This is a genomic window from Candidatus Nomurabacteria bacterium (assembly GCA_023898425.1).
GTDB lineage: Bacteria > Patescibacteriota > Patescibacteriia > 2-12-FULL-60-25 > 2-12-FULL-60-25 > HK-STAS-PATE-2.
On record CP060222.1, the window covers coordinates 351215 to 369687 of the forward strand.

20 protein-coding genes, 1 tRNA gene and 1 pseudogene are annotated in these 18473 nt (G+C 43.1%); 20 read left to right on the plus strand and 2 right to left on the minus strand.

All coding sequences use genetic code 11. The annotated features are described in order from the left end of the window. Positions 1–36 precede the first annotated feature (36 nt). Genes H6759_02050 through crtI form a run of 4 tightly spaced genes read left to right on the plus strand, consistent with a single transcriptional unit; the run spans position 37 to position 3339 of the window. Positions 37–780, plus strand: coding sequence for a polyprenyl synthetase family protein (locus H6759_02050; GenBank protein USN52830.1), 744 nt, complete (start codon positions 37–39; stop codon positions 778–780). Further along, complete coding sequence (locus H6759_02055; GenBank protein ID USN52831.1) at positions 764–964, plus strand: hypothetical protein; 201 nt, start codon at positions 764–766, stop codon at positions 962–964. The genes H6759_02050 and H6759_02055 overlap by 17 nt, the downstream gene beginning before the upstream one ends. Before the next feature lies 1 nt (position 965). Then, positions 966–1823, plus strand: a complete 858-nt coding sequence (locus tag H6759_02060; protein USN52832.1) for a phytoene/squalene synthase family protein — start codon at positions 966–968, stop codon at positions 1821–1823. Then, positions 1816–3339, plus strand: coding sequence for a phytoene desaturase (gene crtI, locus H6759_02065; GenBank protein ID USN52833.1), 1524 nt, complete (start codon positions 1816–1818; stop codon positions 3337–3339). The genes H6759_02060 and crtI overlap by 8 nt, the downstream gene beginning before the upstream one ends. Here crtI and H6759_02070 read toward each other — a convergent pair. Beyond that, complete coding sequence (locus H6759_02070) at positions 3336–4166, minus strand: prenyltransferase (GenBank protein ID USN52834.1); 831 nt, start codon at positions 4164–4166, stop codon at positions 3336–3338. The two genes, crtI and H6759_02070, sit on opposite strands and share 4 nt — an antisense overlap. Positions 4167–4202: 36 nt before the next feature. Here H6759_02070 and phrB point away from each other — a divergent pair. From phrB to H6759_02130, 12 genes and pseudogenes are all read left to right on the plus strand, one after another. After that, positions 4203–5547 (plus strand): annotated as a pseudogene (phrB, locus tag H6759_02075) (deoxyribodipyrimidine photo-lyase). Between the two features lie 75 nt (positions 5548–5622). After that, a tRNA-Lys gene (locus H6759_02080) sits at positions 5623–5698 on the plus strand. A 203-nt stretch (positions 5699–5901) separates the two neighbouring features. Next, entirely contained in the window at positions 5902–7020 is a 1119-nt protein-coding gene (locus tag H6759_02085; protein ID USN52835.1) for a glycosyltransferase family 4 protein, read from the plus strand. 336 nt (positions 7021–7356) lie between these two features. Continuing rightward, positions 7357–7767: a hypothetical protein gene (locus tag H6759_02090; protein USN52836.1), complete on the plus strand. Its 411-nt coding sequence runs from the start codon at positions 7357–7359 to the stop codon at positions 7765–7767. Then, a complete protein-coding gene (locus H6759_02095; protein USN52837.1) occupies positions 7718–8170 on the plus strand; it encodes a hypothetical protein in 453 nt (150 codons plus the stop codon). Before H6759_02090 ends, H6759_02095 begins: the two co-directional genes overlap by 50 nt. 193 nt (positions 8171–8363) lie before the next feature. Beyond that, complete coding sequence (locus H6759_02100) at positions 8364–8753, plus strand: WecB/TagA/CpsF family glycosyltransferase (protein USN52838.1); 390 nt, start codon at positions 8364–8366, stop codon at positions 8751–8753. Positions 8754–8761: 8 nt separating this feature from the next. Continuing rightward, a complete protein-coding gene (locus H6759_02105; GenBank protein USN52839.1) occupies positions 8762–9055 on the plus strand; it encodes a WecB/TagA/CpsF family glycosyltransferase in 294 nt (97 codons plus the stop codon). Positions 9056–9104: 49 nt separating this feature from the next. Continuing rightward, entirely contained in the window at positions 9105–9329 is a 225-nt protein-coding gene (locus tag H6759_02110; protein USN53029.1) for a hypothetical protein, read from the plus strand. Continuing rightward, positions 9310–9972 (plus strand): hypothetical protein, encoded by a 663-nt coding sequence (locus tag H6759_02115; protein ID USN52840.1) that lies wholly within the window; start codon positions 9310–9312, stop codon positions 9970–9972. The genes H6759_02110 and H6759_02115 overlap by 20 nt, the downstream gene beginning before the upstream one ends. A gap of 227 nt (positions 9973–10199) precedes the next feature. Beyond that, the gene (locus tag H6759_02120; GenBank protein USN52841.1) at positions 10200–10595 is read left to right on the plus strand and encodes a hypothetical protein; all 396 of its coding nucleotides are present in this window, start codon (positions 10200–10202) and stop codon (positions 10593–10595) included. A gap of 8 nt (positions 10596–10603) precedes the next feature. Next, positions 10604–11047, plus strand: a complete 444-nt coding sequence (locus H6759_02125) for a hypothetical protein (GenBank protein USN52842.1) — start codon at positions 10604–10606, stop codon at positions 11045–11047. A 264-nt stretch (positions 11048–11311) separates the two neighbouring features. Then, positions 11312–11830, plus strand: coding sequence for a M23 family metallopeptidase (locus tag H6759_02130; GenBank protein ID USN52843.1), 519 nt, complete (start codon positions 11312–11314; stop codon positions 11828–11830). A gap of 237 nt (positions 11831–12067) precedes the next feature. Here H6759_02130 and dusB read toward each other — a convergent pair whose 3' ends face one another. Further along, positions 12068–13009 carry a tRNA dihydrouridine synthase DusB gene (gene dusB, locus H6759_02135; GenBank protein USN52844.1) on the minus strand — a complete coding sequence of 314 codons (942 nt, stop codon included), beginning with the start codon at positions 13007–13009 and terminating at the stop codon, positions 12068–12070. Positions 13010–13086: 77 nt separating this feature from the next. On the opposite strand from dusB, the gene H6759_02140 reads away from it, so the two are divergent. From H6759_02140 to H6759_02155, 4 genes are all read left to right on the plus strand, one after another. Next, complete coding sequence (locus tag H6759_02140) at positions 13087–13470, plus strand: hypothetical protein (protein USN52845.1); 384 nt, start codon at positions 13087–13089, stop codon at positions 13468–13470. A 125-nt stretch (positions 13471–13595) separates the two neighbouring features. Continuing rightward, the gene (locus H6759_02145) at positions 13596–14267 is read left to right on the plus strand and encodes a spondin domain-containing protein (protein USN52846.1); all 672 of its coding nucleotides are present in this window, start codon (positions 13596–13598) and stop codon (positions 14265–14267) included. Between the two features lie 85 nt (positions 14268–14352). Next, complete coding sequence (locus tag H6759_02150) at positions 14353–16482, plus strand: excinuclease ABC subunit UvrB (protein ID USN52847.1); 2130 nt, start codon at positions 14353–14355, stop codon at positions 16480–16482. A 57-nt stretch (positions 16483–16539) separates the two neighbouring features. Further along, complete coding sequence (locus tag H6759_02155) at positions 16540–18351, plus strand: DNA primase (protein USN52848.1); 1812 nt, start codon at positions 16540–16542, stop codon at positions 18349–18351. Positions 18352–18473 lie beyond the last annotated feature (122 nt).

The following is an 18473-nucleotide window of genomic DNA, read 5'->3' on the forward strand; positions in this document are numbered from 1 at the left end:
GATTAATGACCTCTTTTCTCATACAAAAAGATCGTGATGAATGGTGGTAAGCGTGTACGACCTTACATGGCCGCCTTAAGCTTTGAAGCCTATGGCGGCAAATTAAATGAGTCTGTCTGGAGAGTGTTGTTAGGCATTGAGTTATTTCATGCTTTCGCTCTTGTGCATGATGATATTATGGATTTAGGCACGGATAGACATGGGACGCCAACCATTCATGAATTTGCAAAACAAACCTTTAAGAAACAAAAACGTATTGGTGATCTTCAGCATATTAGTCAGTCACATGGGATTTTGATCGGTGATATGCTTTTCGTTTGGGCCAATGAATGTATTTTTAATCAATCAAAACTTGATCGAAATATTTTGATTGCATTACAACAAATTTATACCGAAATGAATCAAGAGGTAATGCTTGGGCAAATGCTTGATGTAGATGGTATGGCTCGAGCAACAGTAGATGACTCGCATGTCTTGCTAAAAACCTCAATGAAAACAGCCGGATATACCTTCGTCCAACCTTTAAGAATGGGATGGGCATTGGCAGGATCTCCGAAAAAATTCGCGTCATTTGCAGAGTCATTTGGTCGACCACTAGGCATTGCTTTTCAGATTCAAGATGACTTGCTCGATCTTATAGGGACGGCTGAAGAGCTGGGTAAGCAGCCATTCTCCGATTTGCGCGATGGCCAACATACGCTTTTTTTCGCAATACATTTTTACAAACGGAACAAAGAAACAGAAAGAAACCTTGCGAAGCTTCATGCGCTCATCCATTGATAAAAAGAACGCTGAGAGTGTTTTTGCTCTTTTTGAGGAAAGTGGGGCATTTGAGATGATTACAAAAAAGATGAATGATTATTTTAAAAAAGCAGAAAAAGCAATTCGTCTTTCTGGATTGAGTATAGAAAAACAAAAAGGATTCATTGAGCTCTATGAGAAAATCTGTTCTCGTATAAGTTAATATGACGTTAGAGCAAGCCTATAAAGAGTGTTCACGCATTCAAAAAAAACACGGCAAAAGTTATTTTTTTGCTACGCTCTTTTTTCAAAAAAAGCAAAGAAAGGCGGTGAACGCGCTCTATGCTTTTTTTCGCTTGCCAGATGAGATGGTAGACACAGAGACGCCAGAAAAAGCAGATGTTCTCCTCGAGCAATGGGAAGCTGATTGGATGGCGTGCATGAATGGGGCTGAGACAACGCATCCTGTCTTGATGGCAACAAGAGATGTTTTTTTTAAGTATGATATTCCAATGCAATACGCTTCGGATTTTTTAGCGGCCATGCGACAAGATCTTACTAAGACGCGCTACGAAGACTATCCTTCGTTACAGGGCTATATGTATGGGTCTGCGGTCGTTGTGGGGCTTATGATGGTCTATATTATTGGTTGGATAAAAGACACGACCTTTGATCAAGTGCAACAGCCCGCTGCTGCATTAGGTGAGGCGATGCAATTAACCAATTTTATTCGCGATATTGGCGAAGATTTTCGCTTGCGTGGACGTATTTATATGCCGCTAGATGAGCTGCGGACATTTCATCTAACAGAGAAAGACATTGAGCAAGCGTCTATGAGTCAAAATATGGTAGAATTTTTACAATGGCAAATCGCTCGTGCGGATGAGTTGTATGAAGAGGCGAATAAGGGGATTGCTCTATTGAATAAAGAAGGGAGACTACCAGTAAGGCTGGCCAGTGACCTTTATCGGTTTATTTTACGTAAGATTGAGCAAAATCAGTACGATGTTTTTACAAAGCGCGCAAAAACATCATTAACAGAAAAAATAAAAACGATTCCGTTATCAATGCTTTATGTCTAAACATGTTGTTATTATCGGTTCTGGATTAGGTGGTCTTGCGACAGCTGCCTTATTAGCAAAGTCCGGTTTACGCGTAACGGTTCTCGAAAAAAACGAGCAACTAGGAGGTCGTGCAAGTATTCTTGAAAAAGAAGGGTTTCGATTTGATATGGGACCATCTTGGTACCTCATGCCCGATATTTTTGAGCATACTTTTTCGTTACTTGGCGAAAAACTCGAAGACTATCTAGATCTTGTGCGATTAGACCCGTCTTATCGCGTGTATTTTAAAGATGAGGCTGTCGCGCCTGTTGATTTACGCTCTATCGTAGAAGAAGACAAAAAGATTTACGAACAACTTGAGTCAGGGTCTTCGTCAAAGTTAGATGAGTATCTCAAAAGATCAAAATATCAATACGAAGTGTCCAAAAAAGATTTTTTGTATGGAAATATTGATTCACCTTTGGATTTTTTTACCCCACAACTATTGTTAGAGGGTACAAAGCTTTCAGTATTCCAGACCATGGATACGTATGTGAAGCGTTGGTTTTCGTCACCATTTGTTCAAAAGCTCTTGCAATATCCGCTCGTCTTTTTAGGTAATTCACCGTTTAATGCTCCTGCTATCTACAGCATGATGACGCATATCGATACGGAGTTAGGAGTATTTTATCCAAAAGGCGGTATCTATGAGATCACGAAATCACTCGTGGCTATCGGCAAAAAATATGGCGTTGAATACCGTGTGAACACAGCAGTAAAACGGATTCTGGTAGAAGGACGTGAAGCGAAGGGTGTACAACTAGAAGATGGTTCAGAGATTGCAGCTGATATGGTTGTCTCTAATGCGGATCTTGAGTTTACGGACAGAGTTTTACTTGGAGAAGAGCACCGTCAACACTCTGACCGCTACTGGAACAAGCGTACACTGGCTCCTTCGGCGTTTATTGCTTATTTAGGTATCAATGGTCGTGTAAAAGGACTTGAGCACCACACGCTCGTTTTCGCTAAAGACTGGAAAGAAAACTTTCGTCAGATCTTTGATCAACCGGTATGGCCTACGGATCCTTCTTTTTATGTATGCACGCCATCAAAGACTGATGATACGGTTGCACCTCCTGATCACGAAAATATGTTCCTCCTCGTTCCTGTTGCGGCTGGCTTAGAGGATACACTCGAAATACGTGAAGCCTATCTACAAAAGATACTTGCGACGATTGAAGAGCAAACGGGAGAAACACATTTAGCAGAACGAATAGTTGTAAAAGAACTTTTTAGTATTCGTGATTTTGAAAAACGTTACAATAGCTATCGTGGAACAGCGCTAGGACTTGCGCATACCTTGCTTCAGACAGCTTGGTTCCGTCCCAAAACAAAACATTCAAAGATTGATAATCTTTACTTTGTCGGTGCTGGTGCACAACCGGGTATCGGAATGCCGATGGTACTTATTAGCGCTGAGTTGATTGTAAAGCGCTTAATGAAAGATACGTCCATGCAGGCACTCACAAAGCTACCGGATTTATCAAATCTCTAACGAAGAAAAGCGGCGACAAAAAATAGGAGCGCTCCAAAAAGAGTATTAATGATCGGAAAATAGCGATAGTTTTTTGTGAGTAATAGGTCACCGTCTTTATAGCTCTTCGCCATCATAAAGACATAAGCTATTCCAGCAACAAAGCCGAATAGCGGACTCAAAGGAATGATGAGTAGCGCGGCCATCGCATAAAGAAAAAGACAAAAAAGGACGGTATATCTCCAGCCAAGCTTGGTTGCGATGGTTTGTAATCCTGCTTTTGTATCAGCTTCAATATCAGGAGCAGCGCTATAGGCATGCATCGCCATACACCAAAGCGTTGCCGCGATAAGAATCGAAGAGTTCCAAAGAGTACCTCCTCCAAGCGCGTAGGCAAAAAAGCCTGGCAAAGCGTAGAGAATATTAGAGGCGCTATCAAAGAATGGGCGTACTTTAAAGCGTAGTGGCGGTGACGAGTAAAAGAGACCCAAAAAGAGAAAGCTAAGAATGAGAGCAAGAGGTAATGCCGATAATCCAAGAAAAAGAAGGAAGAAGGGGAGATGCGCGATAGCAATGAGAGTGCCTATAAAATTTCGTCTATCTGGCGGGACAAGTGCTTCGTAATCTTGTTTTTTTGCATTTAAAACATCCGTTTCATAATCAAAGCAGTCATTAAATCCATAAATAAAGATATTTGCTGGATAGGTAAAATAAAGGAGCCAGGGCCAGAGTTGCCAAGGAATGACGCCCGTTTGTCGATAGAGGAGCGCTGCACCAATAAGAAAAGGGCCAAGAAGATAAATCCAAAATCTCGGTCTTGATACTTTGAGCCAAAAGGGGAGCTTCATGGTCAAAGCGTAGCATGTTGGCTATCATTTTGTCTTATGAGCTTAGATCCTAGACGTACACGCACGTTGAGTCATCACCCCTATCAAAAAGGAGCAATCGCTTATTGGATGAATCGCGAAATGCGCCTCAAAGATAATTGGGCTTTGCTTGCTGCTCAGGATTGGGCAATTCGTGAACAGGTGGCTTTAAAAATCGCGTATAATCTTGATCCTGGATTTTTAGGCGGAGGTCGTCGTCAATTTACATTTAAGTTAGACGCACTTAAGGAAATCTTTACGGACTGCCAGAAAAAAGGGATAAGCTTTTCGTTGATGATTGGATCAAAAACAGAAGTAGATTTGATCAAGTGGGTAAAGAAAGAACAGATAGGTGGACTTGTGACGGATTTTGCACCTTTACGTTTGCAACGAAAGTGGCTAAAGACTGTAGTAAATGCTATTGAGATTCCTGTTATTGAAGTTGATGCGCATAATATTGTTCCGTGTTGGATTGCTTCGGAAAAGCCTGAGTATGGTGCGTATACGTTACGTACAAAGATCAATAAGATGTTAAAAGAATTTCTTGTTGAATATCCTGAGCTAAAAAAACATCCGATTAGTACGTCGTCGTCTACCATTAACTGGAGTGCTCTTGAAAAGAGCTTTAATGGTAAAGAAATCGCTCCTGTGACTTGGATCAAAGCAGGGGAGAAAGAAGCGTTAAAAAGCTCTACGAGGATTTATTGAGCATGAATTAAATGGGTACGATGAAGGTCGTAATGATCCTAATGCACAAGCACAGTCTGATTTATCTCCCTACTTTCATTATGGGATGCTGAGTCCGCAAAGAGCTGCCTTAGAAGTGATGAAATCAAAAGCATCAACAAAAGATAAAGACGCCTACTTAGAAGAGCTTATTATACGTCGAGAATTAGCGGATAATTTTTGTTACTATCATCCAAGTGATTATGATACGGTTGGTTGTTTTCCTGACTGGTCAAAACAAGATATTGCAAAACATCGTAAAGACAAAAGAGACTATCTTTATACGTTAAAGCAATTTGCGTTAGCAAAAACCCATGACTCATTATGGAATGCTGCTCAACAAGAGATGGTGAAGCAAGGAAGGATGCATGGTTATATGCGCATGTATTGGGCAAAAAAGATTTTAGAGTGGAGCGCCTCAGTAGAAGAAGCGATGAACATTGCTATTACATTAAACGATCGTTATGAATTAGATGGTCGTGATCCAAATGGCTATGCTGGAATCGCATGGTCAATGGGTGGTGTTCACGATCGACCATGGAGCCGACGTCCAATTTTTGGAAGAGTGCGTTATATGAATGATCGCGGATGTGCAAGAAAATTTGATGTTGAGGCCTATTGTAAGCGTTGGCTCTAGGTATAGGAGAAGGTAGCTTTTTTGTGTATTGCCTTTTTTGTTCAATTCAGTATAATACCCGCCATCAAAACACTTGGGACTTTAGCTCAGTTGGTAGAGCACCGGCCTTTTAAGCCGAGGGTCGTGGGTTCGAATCCCACAGGTCCCACCATACAATTACCCCTGCGTAAGCAGGGGTTTTGGTTTATTTGCCGTCCTGTAACTGTCCAGGTGACTATTGACAAAAGCGTGATATGTTGCTACTATTAATCTACGTCGTGCACTTTTGTCCTCCGCTAATATTAGCGGTTTTTTTAATGCCAAAAGACGAAAAGTGACGTTTTTTTGCTATTTAGGTACAATACAGACAATTCCATGCGTATCTATATCATAGGCTCTAAAGGCATACCTTCGGCATCAATACAGGGCTCTGGTGGTGTTGAAAGGCATGTTGAGCAAATTGCAACGCGTCTTGTTGATCGCGGGCATGAGGTATTTGTCTATGTGAGAAACTCGTCTCACTATGCTGCACAAGAATGGAATGGCGTTAAGCTTATACGCGTGCCTTTTTTACCCGGTAAGAATACGGCAACGATTACACATGTTTTTTTATCTACATTGCATGTGCTTTTTCAGAGAGCGGATATCATTCATTTTCATGGGGTAGGTTCTTCTACGCTTGCATGGATTCCACGGTTGCTAAAATGGAAATCAAAAATTGTTGCCACGTTTCATAGCCGTGATTGGTTTGATACGAAATGGTCTCGGTTTGCTCGATGGTATTTACAGTTCGGTGAATGGTCGGCCGTGCATTTTCCGCACAAAACAATTGCGGTATCACATGTGATCCAGGTGTTTTGTCGCAAGTCCTACAATAAACAAGTTGCTTATATCCCAAATGGAGCAGATATCCCAGCACCTCAAGGTGTTGAGTTACTTTCTGCTTTTAACCTAAAAGCAAATGAGTATCTATTAGGCGTTGGTAGATTAGTCCCAAATAAAGCTTATGATATTGCTATCGAGGCATTTCGTGATGTCGTTACTGATAAAAAGCTCGTGATTGTTGGTGAAGCATTTCACTCAAGTCACTACGATCAAAAGTTACGTCTTTTAGCAGAGAAAGATCCACGCGTGATATTACTCGGTTACCAAAGTGGCGAGCCGCTTAAACAAGTATTAGCGCATGCTTATGCTTTCGTTCATCCATCAAGAGCCGAGGGACTTTCGGTAGCTATCATTGAGGCGATGGCAAATGCCAAGCTTGTTATTATGTCAGATATTAAAGAAAATTTAGAGCTTGTAGATCATAGCGGTCTTGCCTATACAACCGATGATGTAAAAGCGTTAACGGTAGCAATGCAACTTGTTGTGGATGACCCAGAGATGACAAGGCAGCGAGGCTTACGTGCCCGCGAGGTTGTGCGCAAAGAGTATTCTTGGGATTCGGTGATACTGCGTCTCGAAGAGCTATACAAAGAGCTGCTGGCTCACTAAGATAGATACTATGAACGTAGTAATATTGAAGCAGGCCAATACGCAAAGGGGAGTGGTGTATCCGCAGCATTATACTTCGCTAAACAAGGCGATGATGTTTGCGTGACGGACTTAAAAACAGAGGCTGAACTTGCAAGTAATGTTAAGCAGTTAAAAAATATAAAACGTACGTTTTACCTTTGGAAAACACGATCTAAAAGATATTCGTTGGGCAGATCTTATTGTGCGTGGTCCACGAGTTCGTAAAGACTCTCCAGAGATGAAAGAGGCAGCAAAAAGAATATTCAAACAACCTCTGATATTGCGCTTTTTCTTTCTCGCTGTCCTGCACCAGTGGTGGGTATTACGGGTACACGAGGTAAAAGCACGACAACCATGATGACGTATGAGATTGCGCAAGCTGCAAAGCGTTGGCGTAAGGTTTGGTTAGGTGGAAATATTCTTGTTTCACCACTCACCTTTTTATCGCAAGTAAAATCGAATGATTTGGTTGTGCTTGAATTATCAAGCTTTCAATTAGAGGGTACGGGTGATGCTGGACTCTCTCCGCAAATTGCTGTTTGGACTAACTTGATGCGAGATCACCAAGACGCCTATCCTGACATGGATTCATACGCTGAGGCTAAGGCACAGATATTCCGTCATCAAAAGCCTGAAGACGTTGTTTTGTTGCCGTCTGACAAATTCTATAACGAATATGCAAGCGAAGCTCCTGGTCACGTCTATCGTTTTGGCAAAAAAAAATAGCGAAGAAGTGAGTCTTGTCGCAGGGACGAAATTACGTGTACCAGGTGAACACAATAAGCGTAATGCAGAAATTGCAGCAGCTATTGCGTTTGAGCTTGGGATCAAACCCACGGTTATTAAAAAAGCCCTCAAAGATTTTAAAGGGCTTGAGAACCGTATTGAAACCATCGCTACGATAAAAGGTATTGAATATATCAATGATACTACAGCGACAACACCTGATGGCGCGATGGCCGCAGTAAATGCCTTGCAAAAAGCAAAGCGCATGGTGAATATTTTGTTTGGTGGCGCAAATAAAGAGCTTGATTTTACTGAAGTCTCAAAGCTTTTTAAGAAGCGTAAAAGATATTCGCGTCTTTTTGTTGCCAGGTACCGCAAAAGAAGAAATTATCAAAGCCTTTAATAAAGCAAAAGTCTCTTTTGAAGAAGTGGCTGATTTAGCGCATGGCGTAGAACGCGCACAAGAAGAAGCAAAAAAAAGGTGACATCGTGCTTTTATCACCGGGTTGTGCGAGTTTTGGATTTTTTCTCAATGAGTTTGATCGCGGCGAACAATTTGTAAAGATCGTCAAAGAAACTTGCAAAACAACAATAGTATGATGGCGTGGATTTTTGGTTTGCCTATCGAGGGACTTCATCGAGATACTATTATCGATATTATTCGTCATAGCACAACATCGCAGTGGCTTGTAACAGCTAATCCAGAAATTCTTTTAGAAACAAAAAGAAATTCGCTTTATTCTAGCGCAGTGAAGAAAGCATCATTTCGACTTGTTGATGGGATGGGTTTGGCGCTCGCCTGTCGTTTGAAGGGATCAAAGGTAACGCGTGTCACCGGCGTTGAGTTATCCGAGTCATTATTGCAGTTAGCGCAAGAGATGCGTTGGCGCGTTGCTTTGGTTGGCTCACAATCCCAAGAGGCAATGCAAAAGCTTCTTCGTGATGTTCGAGCAGCATATCCTGATATTTCGGTGATGGGGAGCTAGCTGGTAAGGTGGATGAGAAAGGCATTGGTGATCTTGCAAACGAAGAAGCCTCGATGAGATTGTCGCAATTTGATCCGCAGATTGTCCTTGTTGCTTTTGGACATCCCAAGCAAGAGCTATGGATCGAACAACACAAAACGGACTATCCTTCGCTAAAAGCGATCATGGGTGTTGGTGGAACATTCGACTATTGGTCAGGTGCGGTAAAACGAGCACCAAGATGGATGAGGCAAGTAGGGCTTGAGTGGCTTTGGCGTGTATTTATTGAGCCAAAACGCATTAAACGTATTTTGATGCGGTGATTTTGTTTCCCATTCATGTTTTATTGTCAAAATAGCGTTTTTCGCTTAAATTAGCTGTCTATGGCCACATCAAAATCCGGTACGCGTACGTCTTTGCTCCAAGCCCTACGGGCTATGTGCATATCGGTACCCTGCGACAGCGCTTTATAACTGGTTTTTAGCTCGTAATATGGGTGGGACGTTTTTATTGCGTGTAGAAGATACCGACCGCGCTCGTTATGTTGAGGGAAGTATTGAAAACCCTAATAAAGGTGATGAAACAATGCGATCTTGAAGCTGATGAGGGTTTGATTCTTACTTCGACGGGAGAACTTGAAGATAAAGGCGACTATGGTCCTTATTTGCAAAGCAAACGCAAAGAGCGTCATCTCGCCTATGCCTATGAGCTCATTGAAAAGGGTCTCGCGTACTATTGTTTTTGTACAAAAGAACGTCTAGAAGAGATTGCGCAAAAACAAAAGGAGCTCAAACAGCCATTTATGTATGATCGTTGCTGTCGTGACTTGCCTCGAGAAAAAGCAGAGAATCGTGCAGCTGTTGGTGATGAGCATGTGATTCGCTTGGCTGTTCCACTCGAGGGCTCTATCACCATGAATGATTTGATTCGTGGAAAGGTAACGATTCCATGGTCACAAATTGATGATCAGGTTTTGATTAAATCTGATGGGTATCCTACGTATCATCTTGCGGCAACCTGTGACGATCATGATATGGGGATCACCCATGTTGTGCGTGGTGAAGAATGGCTCTCCTCATTGCCAAAGCATATTTTCATTGCTCAATCTTTTGGTTGGGACGTGCCAGAATATGCACATCTACCATTATTGTTGAACGCTGATCGCTCAAAGCTTTCAAAACGCCAAGGGATGTTGCTGTTGAGGATTATCTTGCAAAGGGGTACTTGCCAGAGGCGTTAGTTAATTTTGTTGGCATTGCTCGGTTGGAATCCAACAGCTGATCGTGAAATATTTACCAAAGAAGAATTAGCTGAGCTTTTTGATATCACTAAGGTAAACAAAGCTGGAGCGGTCTTTAATATCGAAAAAACTTGATTGGTTAAATGCGCATTATCTCAAGCAGCTTTCTGAAGAGGAATTTTGAAAAAATCCACACCCTTCATTAAAGATGTGCCAGGTGATGCAAAATGATTCAACGTGCAACGGTCATCTCACGTGAGCGTGTGAGTGTTTTGTCGCAGTTACCTGAGCTTGTGAACGAAGCTCTCGAAGCTCCAGCGCCAACAGCAGAAAGTCTCGTTTGGAAGAAATCCACCAAAGAAGAGGCGGTTACTCGTTTGCAGGGCGTACGTGCATTTGTCTCTGGATTAAGTGATGATGATTTTACATCTGTTGCAAAACTCGAAGAAGCGATGAAGGCATTTATTGCAGAAAAGAGTTGGGGCAACGGTGATACGCTTTGGCCAACGCGTGTAGCGTTATCTGGTCGCGAAAAATCCCCAAGCCCATTTGAGTTGTTATACGTCTATCAAAAAGCGCTTTCATTGACACGTATCGACGAAGCACTCGCTCTTCTGGCATAATAGAGAGGATGAAATTAGGACAAGGACTCGTACTTTCGTATGCGATTATCGCCCTCCTCGTTGGTGGGCCGATAGCTTTTGCGGCAACCTCTACAGATACAGGCACAAAAGCAGAGGTTGATGAGCTACAAAGCGCCGTTAAAGACAAGCAAAATCGCATTAAAGAGCTCGAAGATGTTATCTCAAAATATCGTCAACGTATTAACGAGCAAGCTGGAGCACAAGCAACGCTAGAAAACCAAGTAGCTCTTATTGAAAATAGCATACAAGAAAAAGAACTCGCCATTGAACGCGTAAGAGGTCTTATTGATATTGCAAACCTTGAGTTGCAACGTGTGCAGTTACAGATACAAAATGAAGAGCTGCGTTTACAGCGACGCAAAGAGGCGCTTGGTGGTGTTTTGGGAGAATTGCAGGACGCTCAGGGCGTTGGTCTTTTGAGTCTTATGTAGCTCGTGGCTCGCTTTCAGAATTTTTACGCAAATGGAAGAACTTAAGCGCCTTGAGGATGAAATGACGAATGCGACCTTGGATGTAAAAAGAAGGTAGGCGCATTCTTGAACTAAAAAAAAGAAGAAGTCGAGGCCTATCGTAAAGATCTCGAGCAAGATCAGGTTGATCTTCTCGCACAACAAAACCAACTAGAAGAAGAGCGTGCAGCAAAGGCGTCGCTTCTCGCAGAAACATCAGCACGAGAAGAAGAGTTTCAACGCATTATGTATGAACTGCGTCAGCAACGACAAGAAGAAGCGTCAAATGCTGCTGATCTAGAGATGCGTATTAAAGACAAGCTAAACCAAATCGATAAAGCGTTAGCGAGAGGTGATGTTTTGTTTAGTTGGCCATTTCGAGTAACGCGAATATCGGCACATTTTCACGATAAGACCTACCCGTATCGAAACTTGTTTGAACATCCAGGAACAGACTTGCCGACGCCTGTTGGTACTCAAGTAAAAGCTGCTGCCGGTGGATACGTTGCCTTTACCCGTACAGGTAAACAATACGGTAATTATTTGATGATCGTTCATCCAGGCGGCTATGCAACGATCTATGCGCATTTGTCTGCCTTTAAAGTCAAAGCTGATAGCTATGTAGAGCGTGGTGATGTGATTGCATTATCCGGAGGTGCTGCAGGTGCTCCAGGATCCGGCCTATCTACAGGCCCTCATCTTCACTTCGAATTACGTAAAGACGGTATCCCAATAGATGCCGAGCCTTATTTGCCTGATCTTTGATCATAAAACCAACATGCCCCCTACCCCCGGTAGCCACATTTATTGTGCGTAAGGTATGTGTCTACCGACCCCTTCCCATATCTGGGAAGGGGTTTGTGGTTGCAAGGGAATTTAAGATGATCAGAAAAACCCCTTCCTCAAACGTGGGAAGGGGTGGTTTTTTCTACACCATAAATCCAATACCGTAGAAAGAAACCGGGGTAGGGGGCTTGTGGGGTTCTATAGTCCGCGGCTTGTTCAAAGATCTGCTTCGAGTTCTTCTAATGATGAGATGCGTACGAGCTTTTCCTTAAGTGGTTTAAACTTTGGATCGTATTTAAAGTACCAAGGAAGATGTTTGCGTAATTTCGTGAGACCATGATCACCATAGTGCTCAAGCTGGAGTTTTGCATGTCTACGGATAACTTCTATACGTTGCTCGAGTGTTGGTGGCTCGATACGACTCCCATCTTCTAGATAAGCTTCTACTTGTTTGGCAAACCATGGATTACCAAGTAGTCCACGGCCAATAAGCACACCATCAGCGCCAGATTGTGTCATGGCTTCTTTTGCAGATTCAACCGAAGTAATGTCGCCATTTACGAGAAAGGGGAGGTGGGCAACATTGGCACGCGCCTCTCCAACGCGTTGCCAATTTGCAGTGCCGGCATAACCTTGCTCACGAGTACGCCCATGCATGGAGATAAGATCTGCGCCTGCATCTGCGACGACTTTTACAAACTCAAGACAGTCCGTATCTTTTACCCAACCAAGACGTGTTTTTACGGACACAGGGCAAGGTACGGCGGCTTTCATTGCTTTTACGATCGCCGCTGCGCGTTCTGGTTCTTTGATGAGGGCAGCGCCATTAAAATTTGAGACGAGATTATACACAGGGCAACCCATATTGATATCAATGGCATCAGGCTCAAAGCGTTCGTAGATGATGCGAGCAGCCTCGGCCATCACTTCGGGATTTGCTCCAAAGATCTGCTGGACTAAAGGCCTTTCTCGTTCATCAAACATGGCCATTTTTAATGTTTTTGGGTTGAGGCGAATAATGGCTTCGGAACTTACCATCTCGCGAAACATCAATGATACGCCCACTTCTTTTGAGACGAGGCAAAACGGCAAGTCACTCATATCAGCCATTGGGGCAAGTGCGACAATTGGTTTCTTGTAGGATTTCCAGTCAATCATGCACGGATGGTAATGTTTTATTGCAAAATGAGCAAATCTATGCTTAAATCACCAACGTCCTTTATCTGGAGGTGAATATGGCCTTGAGTCTAAAAGAGCTAGAATCAAGTGATCAAGAACTAGAGCCAGCTCTGCGAGAAGATTTGAAAAAACAAGTGATATTGCTTGGTTTAAAGTATCGAGACAATGAAAGTGTTTTTCGTGCGCTTGAAATACACTGTAATTTGCTTTTGGATGAAATCCAGCAAGCAAGGTCACGAGCTTTCGTTGTTGCTATTGTAAGTGCTTTGGGTTTTTTCATCATGTTTTTTACGGGCTTCTTAACAGACGGCTTTCAATTCGAGATTGTTATTTTGACGGTAGCATTTAGCCTCATGGCAACGTATTCTTTTGGTAGCGTTATAGCCTATTCCAAGCTTAGTGATGTAGTAATGGAATTCTACCCACCCAAATCACTCTAAGGTTAAGTCATGCTTTTTACTGAGCCTCGTCTATGCGGGGCTCTTTTTCTTATTAAGGTAATTGACAAGTGACGCTAAAACGACTATCTTATTATTCTGTTCATTATCATCTAGGAGATGTGTAAATGCTATCACGTTGGGTAATTGGCCTCATGGGTTTGGTTTTGTGTGCATGTGCAGATACGCCGCACTATAACCAGTCGTACAACTTTCGTGTGACAATCGAAAACATCTCGCAAGATGGTCAGATCGCACCAGGTGCTTATTTCGTAAGCTCCGAAGAAAATCTGCTTTTTACCGTTGGGGAGTCTGATCGTGGTATTGGCCTCGAGACTTTGGCTGAAGACGGTGATCCATTGCCTTTGGCGCGTGCCTTCATCCAAATGGGGGTTTTGGGGAGTGTTTTCAATCTCGATAGCGTCGACTATCTCGAAGGCGCCATTGGACCTGGGCAGTCGTTTGTCTTCGAAATCACGGCTGCTCCTGGACAGTCACTCCATCTCGCAACCATGCTCGGTATAAGTAATGACTCCTTCTACGCGTCGGACGCTGATGGGATTGAGTTGTTTTCTGGATTCTATCCCTTACCGCTCACGCAGGTGACCGATGTGGCGCTTTATGACCTTGGTACCGAGATCAATGAGCCTCTTGGCGAAGGCGCGAATCAGCCATCGCGCCAGCCATCGCCAGGTTCCGGGGATCCGGAAGGCGGCGTCGTCCACACTGGTGACGAATCATACCCGCAAGCCGATGAGCTTATGCATATTACCGTCGAACTTATCGACGCCAACGAATAACACAGCTTTTAGCAGTATTCTGGGCCCGTCTCTCATGGCGGGCTATTTTATTTACGAAATAGCTTAAAGCAGGCATGATACTCGCATGTCCGAACGATTTGAATTAAAGTCCTCCTATCAGCCATCAGGAGACCAGCCAGATGCAATTGCTGGCCTGATTGAGGGTGTAGAAAAAGGGGAGCGATTTCAGACGCTACTTGGTGCAACCGGTACAGGTAAAACGTTTACTATCGCAAACGTTATTCAAAGCGTGCAAAAACCTACGCTTATTATTGCTCATAATAAAACACTCGCGGCTCAACTTTGTAATGAATTTCGTCGGTTCTTTCCGGATAATGCCGTTGAGTATTTTGTGTCTTATTACGATTATTATCAGCCAGAAGCCTATATTGCTCGCTCTGATACGTATATCGAAAAAGAAGCACAGATTAACGAAGAGATTGATCGCTTACGTCACGCTGCAACACAGGCCGTCCTTACAAGAAAAGACGTTATTATTGTTGCCACGGTTTCTTGTATCTATGGTTTAGGGTCACCAAAAGAGTACGAAAAAACGGTCATGCATCTTACGGTTGGTGATGATTTTGATCGTGAAAAAATCTTACAGCGATTGATCGACATGCAATTTACTCGTACGCAAACAGATTTAACGCGTGGAAGTTTTAGAATGCGCGGAACCTTGCTCGAGATCATGCCGGTTAACGAAGAGCATATTTATCGTATTGATGCGACGCGTGGCTATATTGAGCACATCGATCAACAAGATCCTGTGTCAAAAGAGTTTCTAAAACAACAAAAAGATCTTTGGTTATTTCCTGCCAAGCACTTTATTACTGCGCCAGAAGAACGAGAAAAGGCCCTAGCAAAAATACGCCAAGAGCTAAAAGAACGACTCGAATACTTTGAAAAGAATGGCAAGCTCCTTGAAGCTGAACGTTTAGAGCGTAAGACGAAATACGATTTAGAATTGCTCGAGACACTTGGTTATTGTAATGGCGTAGAAAATTATTCTCAGACGCTTTCTGGACGCGAACCAGGTTCACCGCCCGATACGCTTTTTGAATATTTTCCTGATGACTTTTTGGTAGTGATTGATGAGTCTCATGTCACGGTTCCACAGCTTGGTGGGATGTCCGAAGGTGATCGCGCGCGTAAACAGTCACTTATTGATCACGGCTTTCGCTTACCATCAGCGGCTGATAATCGTCCATTACGCTTTGCAGAACTTGAAAACAAATTAAGAAAAACGATTCTTGTTTCGGCGACACCAGGTAAATACGAAAAAGAAAACTCTTCTCGCATTGTTGAGCAAATTATTCGTCCAACGGGTCTTATTGATCCGGAGGTTGTATTGTTACCGGTAACGCCAGGTGATTATGAAGCGGGAGATTTACCAATCACGCTACCATTTGACTTGCCTTCGCCCTATGAAGGTCAAGTGCATGATTTGTTAAATAATCGTATTCCAGAAGTTATCGAACGAGGTGAGCGTATTCTTGTTACAACGCTTACGAAAAAGATGTCAGAAGATTTAACAACGTTTATGACAGAGCGCGGTTTGAAGGTGCGTTATTTGCATAGCGGCATTGAAACAGTGGAGCGTCTTGAGATTCTTTCTGAGTTTCGCAAAGGCACGTATGACATTATCGTGGGTGTTAACTTATTGCGTGAAGGTCTTGATCTTCCGGAGGTTTCTCTTGTTGCGATTATGGATGCGGACAAAGAAGGCTTCTTGCGATCAGAAACATCCCTCATTCAAACGATTGGACGTGCTGCCCGTAATGTTCGTGGGCGTGTACTTTTGTATGCGGATAATATGACCGGGTCACTTGATCGTGCTATTAAAGAAACAGAACGTCGTCGTGCTAAGCAAATTGCATACAATATCAAACACAAGATCACGCCAAAGACGATTATCAAAGCGATTGATGATCTTCGTGAGATTCTTGGTCTATCAACAAGCGAAAAAGATATTAAAGAGATTTTAAAACTCGAGCTCACAGCGGATTCGCATGCATTAGGGGATATTATCAAGAAAAAAGAAAAAGAAATGAAAGAAGCGGCAAAAAATCTTGAATTTGAATTAGCAGCCATTTTGCGTGACGAAATCAATCAACTCGATAACGAATTACGTAAAAGAAATCGCGAATCAGCATTGCCAGACAAAGAAAAGAAACAAGTAGAAAAGAAGGGGAGACACGGAAGAACACGCTAGCGATAAAAGGATGTTCTGGATTTGTTCTTTTTTCGTACGGTATGATAATAAGCGTATATGGACCCGGTACAAGAGATTAAATCACGACTCGATGTTGCTGATATTGTAGGGGAGTATTTGCCCCTCAAACCGTCAGGAACGGGCACGTTTAAGGCAAATTGCCCATTTCACAATGAGCGTACGCCGTCGTTTTTTGTTTCTCGTCCTCGTCAGAGTTGGCATTGTTTTGGTTGTGATGAAGGCGGTGATATTTTTTCTTTTGTACAGAGAATGGAAGGATTTGGTTTTCGTGAAGCACTTGAGTTTTTGGCAGGAAAAGCTGGTGTTACGCTTCCGGAATTTGAGCATAAGCCGGAGTACAATAGTAAACAGCGCTTATATGAAGTAAATGATTTAGCGCGTCGTTTTTATCGTTCTACGCTCGAGACCTCACAAGATGCAGAAATTGCACGTGCTTATGTTGAGAAGCGTGGCGTAGATACGCTTACGGCCGATCTTTTTTCACTTGGATACGCTCCTGATGAATGGTCGGCTTTTGCGGATTACGCAAAAACAAAAGGCGTGACTGATACGGAGTTAATTCAAGCTGGTCTCGCAAATAAACGTGAAAAGGGGAGCGGTGTTTATGATCGTTTTAGAGGGCGTCTTATGTTTCCGATTTGGGATGTTCAGGGGCATGTAATTGGTTTTACGGCGCGTATCTTAACGGATGCAAAAGATCAGCCAAAATACGTAAATACTCCAGAGACACCAGCTTATAAAAAGTCTGCGGTATTGTATGGGTTAGACAAGGCAAAAGGTGCTATCCGACAAGAAGATATGGCTGTTATCGTCGAAGGTAATATGGATGTTGTGGGTTCGCATCAATACGATGTGCAAAATGTTGTAGCCTCTAGCGGTACAGCATTAACGGGAGAGCAATTATTTTTAATTAAGCGCTTTACAACAAATATTGCTATTGCCTTTGATCAAGACTCAGCGGGTGTTGCTGCGACATTGCGTGGTTTGGATTTAGCGCGATCACAAGACTTTACAATTAAAGTAATTCTTCTTCCTCCTGAAGCCGGCAAAGATCCTGATGAAGCGGTACGAAAAGATCCGCAATTGTGGAGAGATGCGATTAAAAATGCAATCCCTATTATGGAATGGGTGTATCGAATGGGTTTTCGAGCTGGGTCACCCTCAACACCAGAGGGTAAAAAAGAAATTGTAAAAATGATTTTGCCAGAAATAAGTCGTATCGCTGATGCTGTTGAGCGTGATCACTGGATGCGTCGACTCGCCAAAGATCTTGATACAAGCTTGGGGGCATTAGAGGAGGTTTTGCAAAAACAGGAGAAAGTAAAAAAATATAATACGCCTTTACCATCTACAGAAGAAGGGGAGGCTCCGCGTATTATTCCTGAAGATCCAGAACTTGCTTGGATTCATGCGCAGGAAGAGCGGATTTTGGCGATGTGCCTTTGTTTTAAGCAGAATCCTGATATTCTATTGCAAGAATGCGATTGGAATACGCCGTCATTTGAGAAAAACGATCTATTGCAGCTTTACAGAGCTCTGGTGACAGCCTATACTCAGTCACGTCAAGAATCTCCGTCCAATATTGCGACGGGCATCCGTCCTCCGGCCACCCTGGCGCCAGAAGAGACGAAGACCTTCGACGCTCTCGCGTTTTATGCAGAGCGTGAATTCCAGGGGCAATCGCTTGAGCAACTCAAGCGAGAACTACAGAGAGATGTCGCCGCACTTCAGGACCGCCTGAAGAAACAACAACGCCGACATCTTGAACAACAGATGCGAGAAGCAGAACGCCTCAACGATCAAGAACGTATGACGGCGCTTCTCGAACAGTTTCAAAAACTGACTTAATACTGGCACAACAGAGAATACCTTTGTGCTGGCAAGGGATATGCCAACGAAGAAAAGTACAACGACAAAGGCTGTAAAAGCCACAAAGACAAAAGCGAAAACTGCTAAGCCAGCAGCCAAGG

Coding starts and splice junctions, on each gene's coding strand:
- H6759_02145 (USN52846.1), top strand. CDS start 13,596: ATGCTATCACGTTGGGTAATTGGCCTCATGGGTTTGGTTTTGTGTGCA.
- H6759_02125 (USN52842.1), top strand. CDS start 10,604: ATGAAATTAGGACAAGGACTCGTACTTTCGTATGCGATTATCGCCCTC.
- H6759_02150 (USN52847.1), top strand. CDS start 14,353: ATGTCCGAACGATTTGAATTAAAGTCCTCCTATCAGCCATCAGGAGAC.
- H6759_02095 (USN52837.1), top strand. CDS start 7,718: ATGCAAGCGAAGCTCCTGGTCACGTCTATCGTTTTGGCAAAAAAAAAT.
- H6759_02050 (USN52830.1), top strand. CDS start 37: ATGAATGGTGGTAAGCGTGTACGACCTTACATGGCCGCCTTAAGCTTT.
- H6759_02155 (USN52848.1), top strand. CDS start 16,540: ATGGACCCGGTACAAGAGATTAAATCACGACTCGATGTTGCTGATATT.
- H6759_02100 (USN52838.1), top strand. CDS start 8,364: ATGATGGCGTGGATTTTTGGTTTGCCTATCGAGGGACTTCATCGAGAT.
- H6759_02115 (USN52840.1), top strand. CDS start 9,310: ATGAAACAATGCGATCTTGAAGCTGATGAGGGTTTGATTCTTACTTCG.
- crtI (USN52833.1), top strand. CDS start 1,816: ATGTCTAAACATGTTGTTATTATCGGTTCTGGATTAGGTGGTCTTGCG.
- H6759_02085 (USN52835.1), top strand. CDS start 5,902: ATGCGTATCTATATCATAGGCTCTAAAGGCATACCTTCGGCATCAATA.
- H6759_02060 (USN52832.1), top strand. CDS start 966: ATGACGTTAGAGCAAGCCTATAAAGAGTGTTCACGCATTCAAAAAAAA.
- H6759_02140 (USN52845.1), top strand. CDS start 13,087: ATGGCCTTGAGTCTAAAAGAGCTAGAATCAAGTGATCAAGAACTAGAG.
- H6759_02120 (USN52841.1), top strand. CDS start 10,200: ATGATTCAACGTGCAACGGTCATCTCACGTGAGCGTGTGAGTGTTTTG.
- H6759_02055 (USN52831.1), top strand. CDS start 764: ATGCGCTCATCCATTGATAAAAAGAACGCTGAGAGTGTTTTTGCTCTT.
- dusB (USN52844.1), bottom strand. CDS start 13,009: ATGATTGACTGGAAATCCTACAAGAAACCAATTGTCGCACTTGCCCCA.
- H6759_02130 (USN52843.1), top strand. CDS start 11,312: ATGTATGAACTGCGTCAGCAACGACAAGAAGAAGCGTCAAATGCTGCT.
- H6759_02070 (USN52834.1), bottom strand. CDS start 4,166: ATGAAGCTCCCCTTTTGGCTCAAAGTATCAAGACCGAGATTTTGGATT.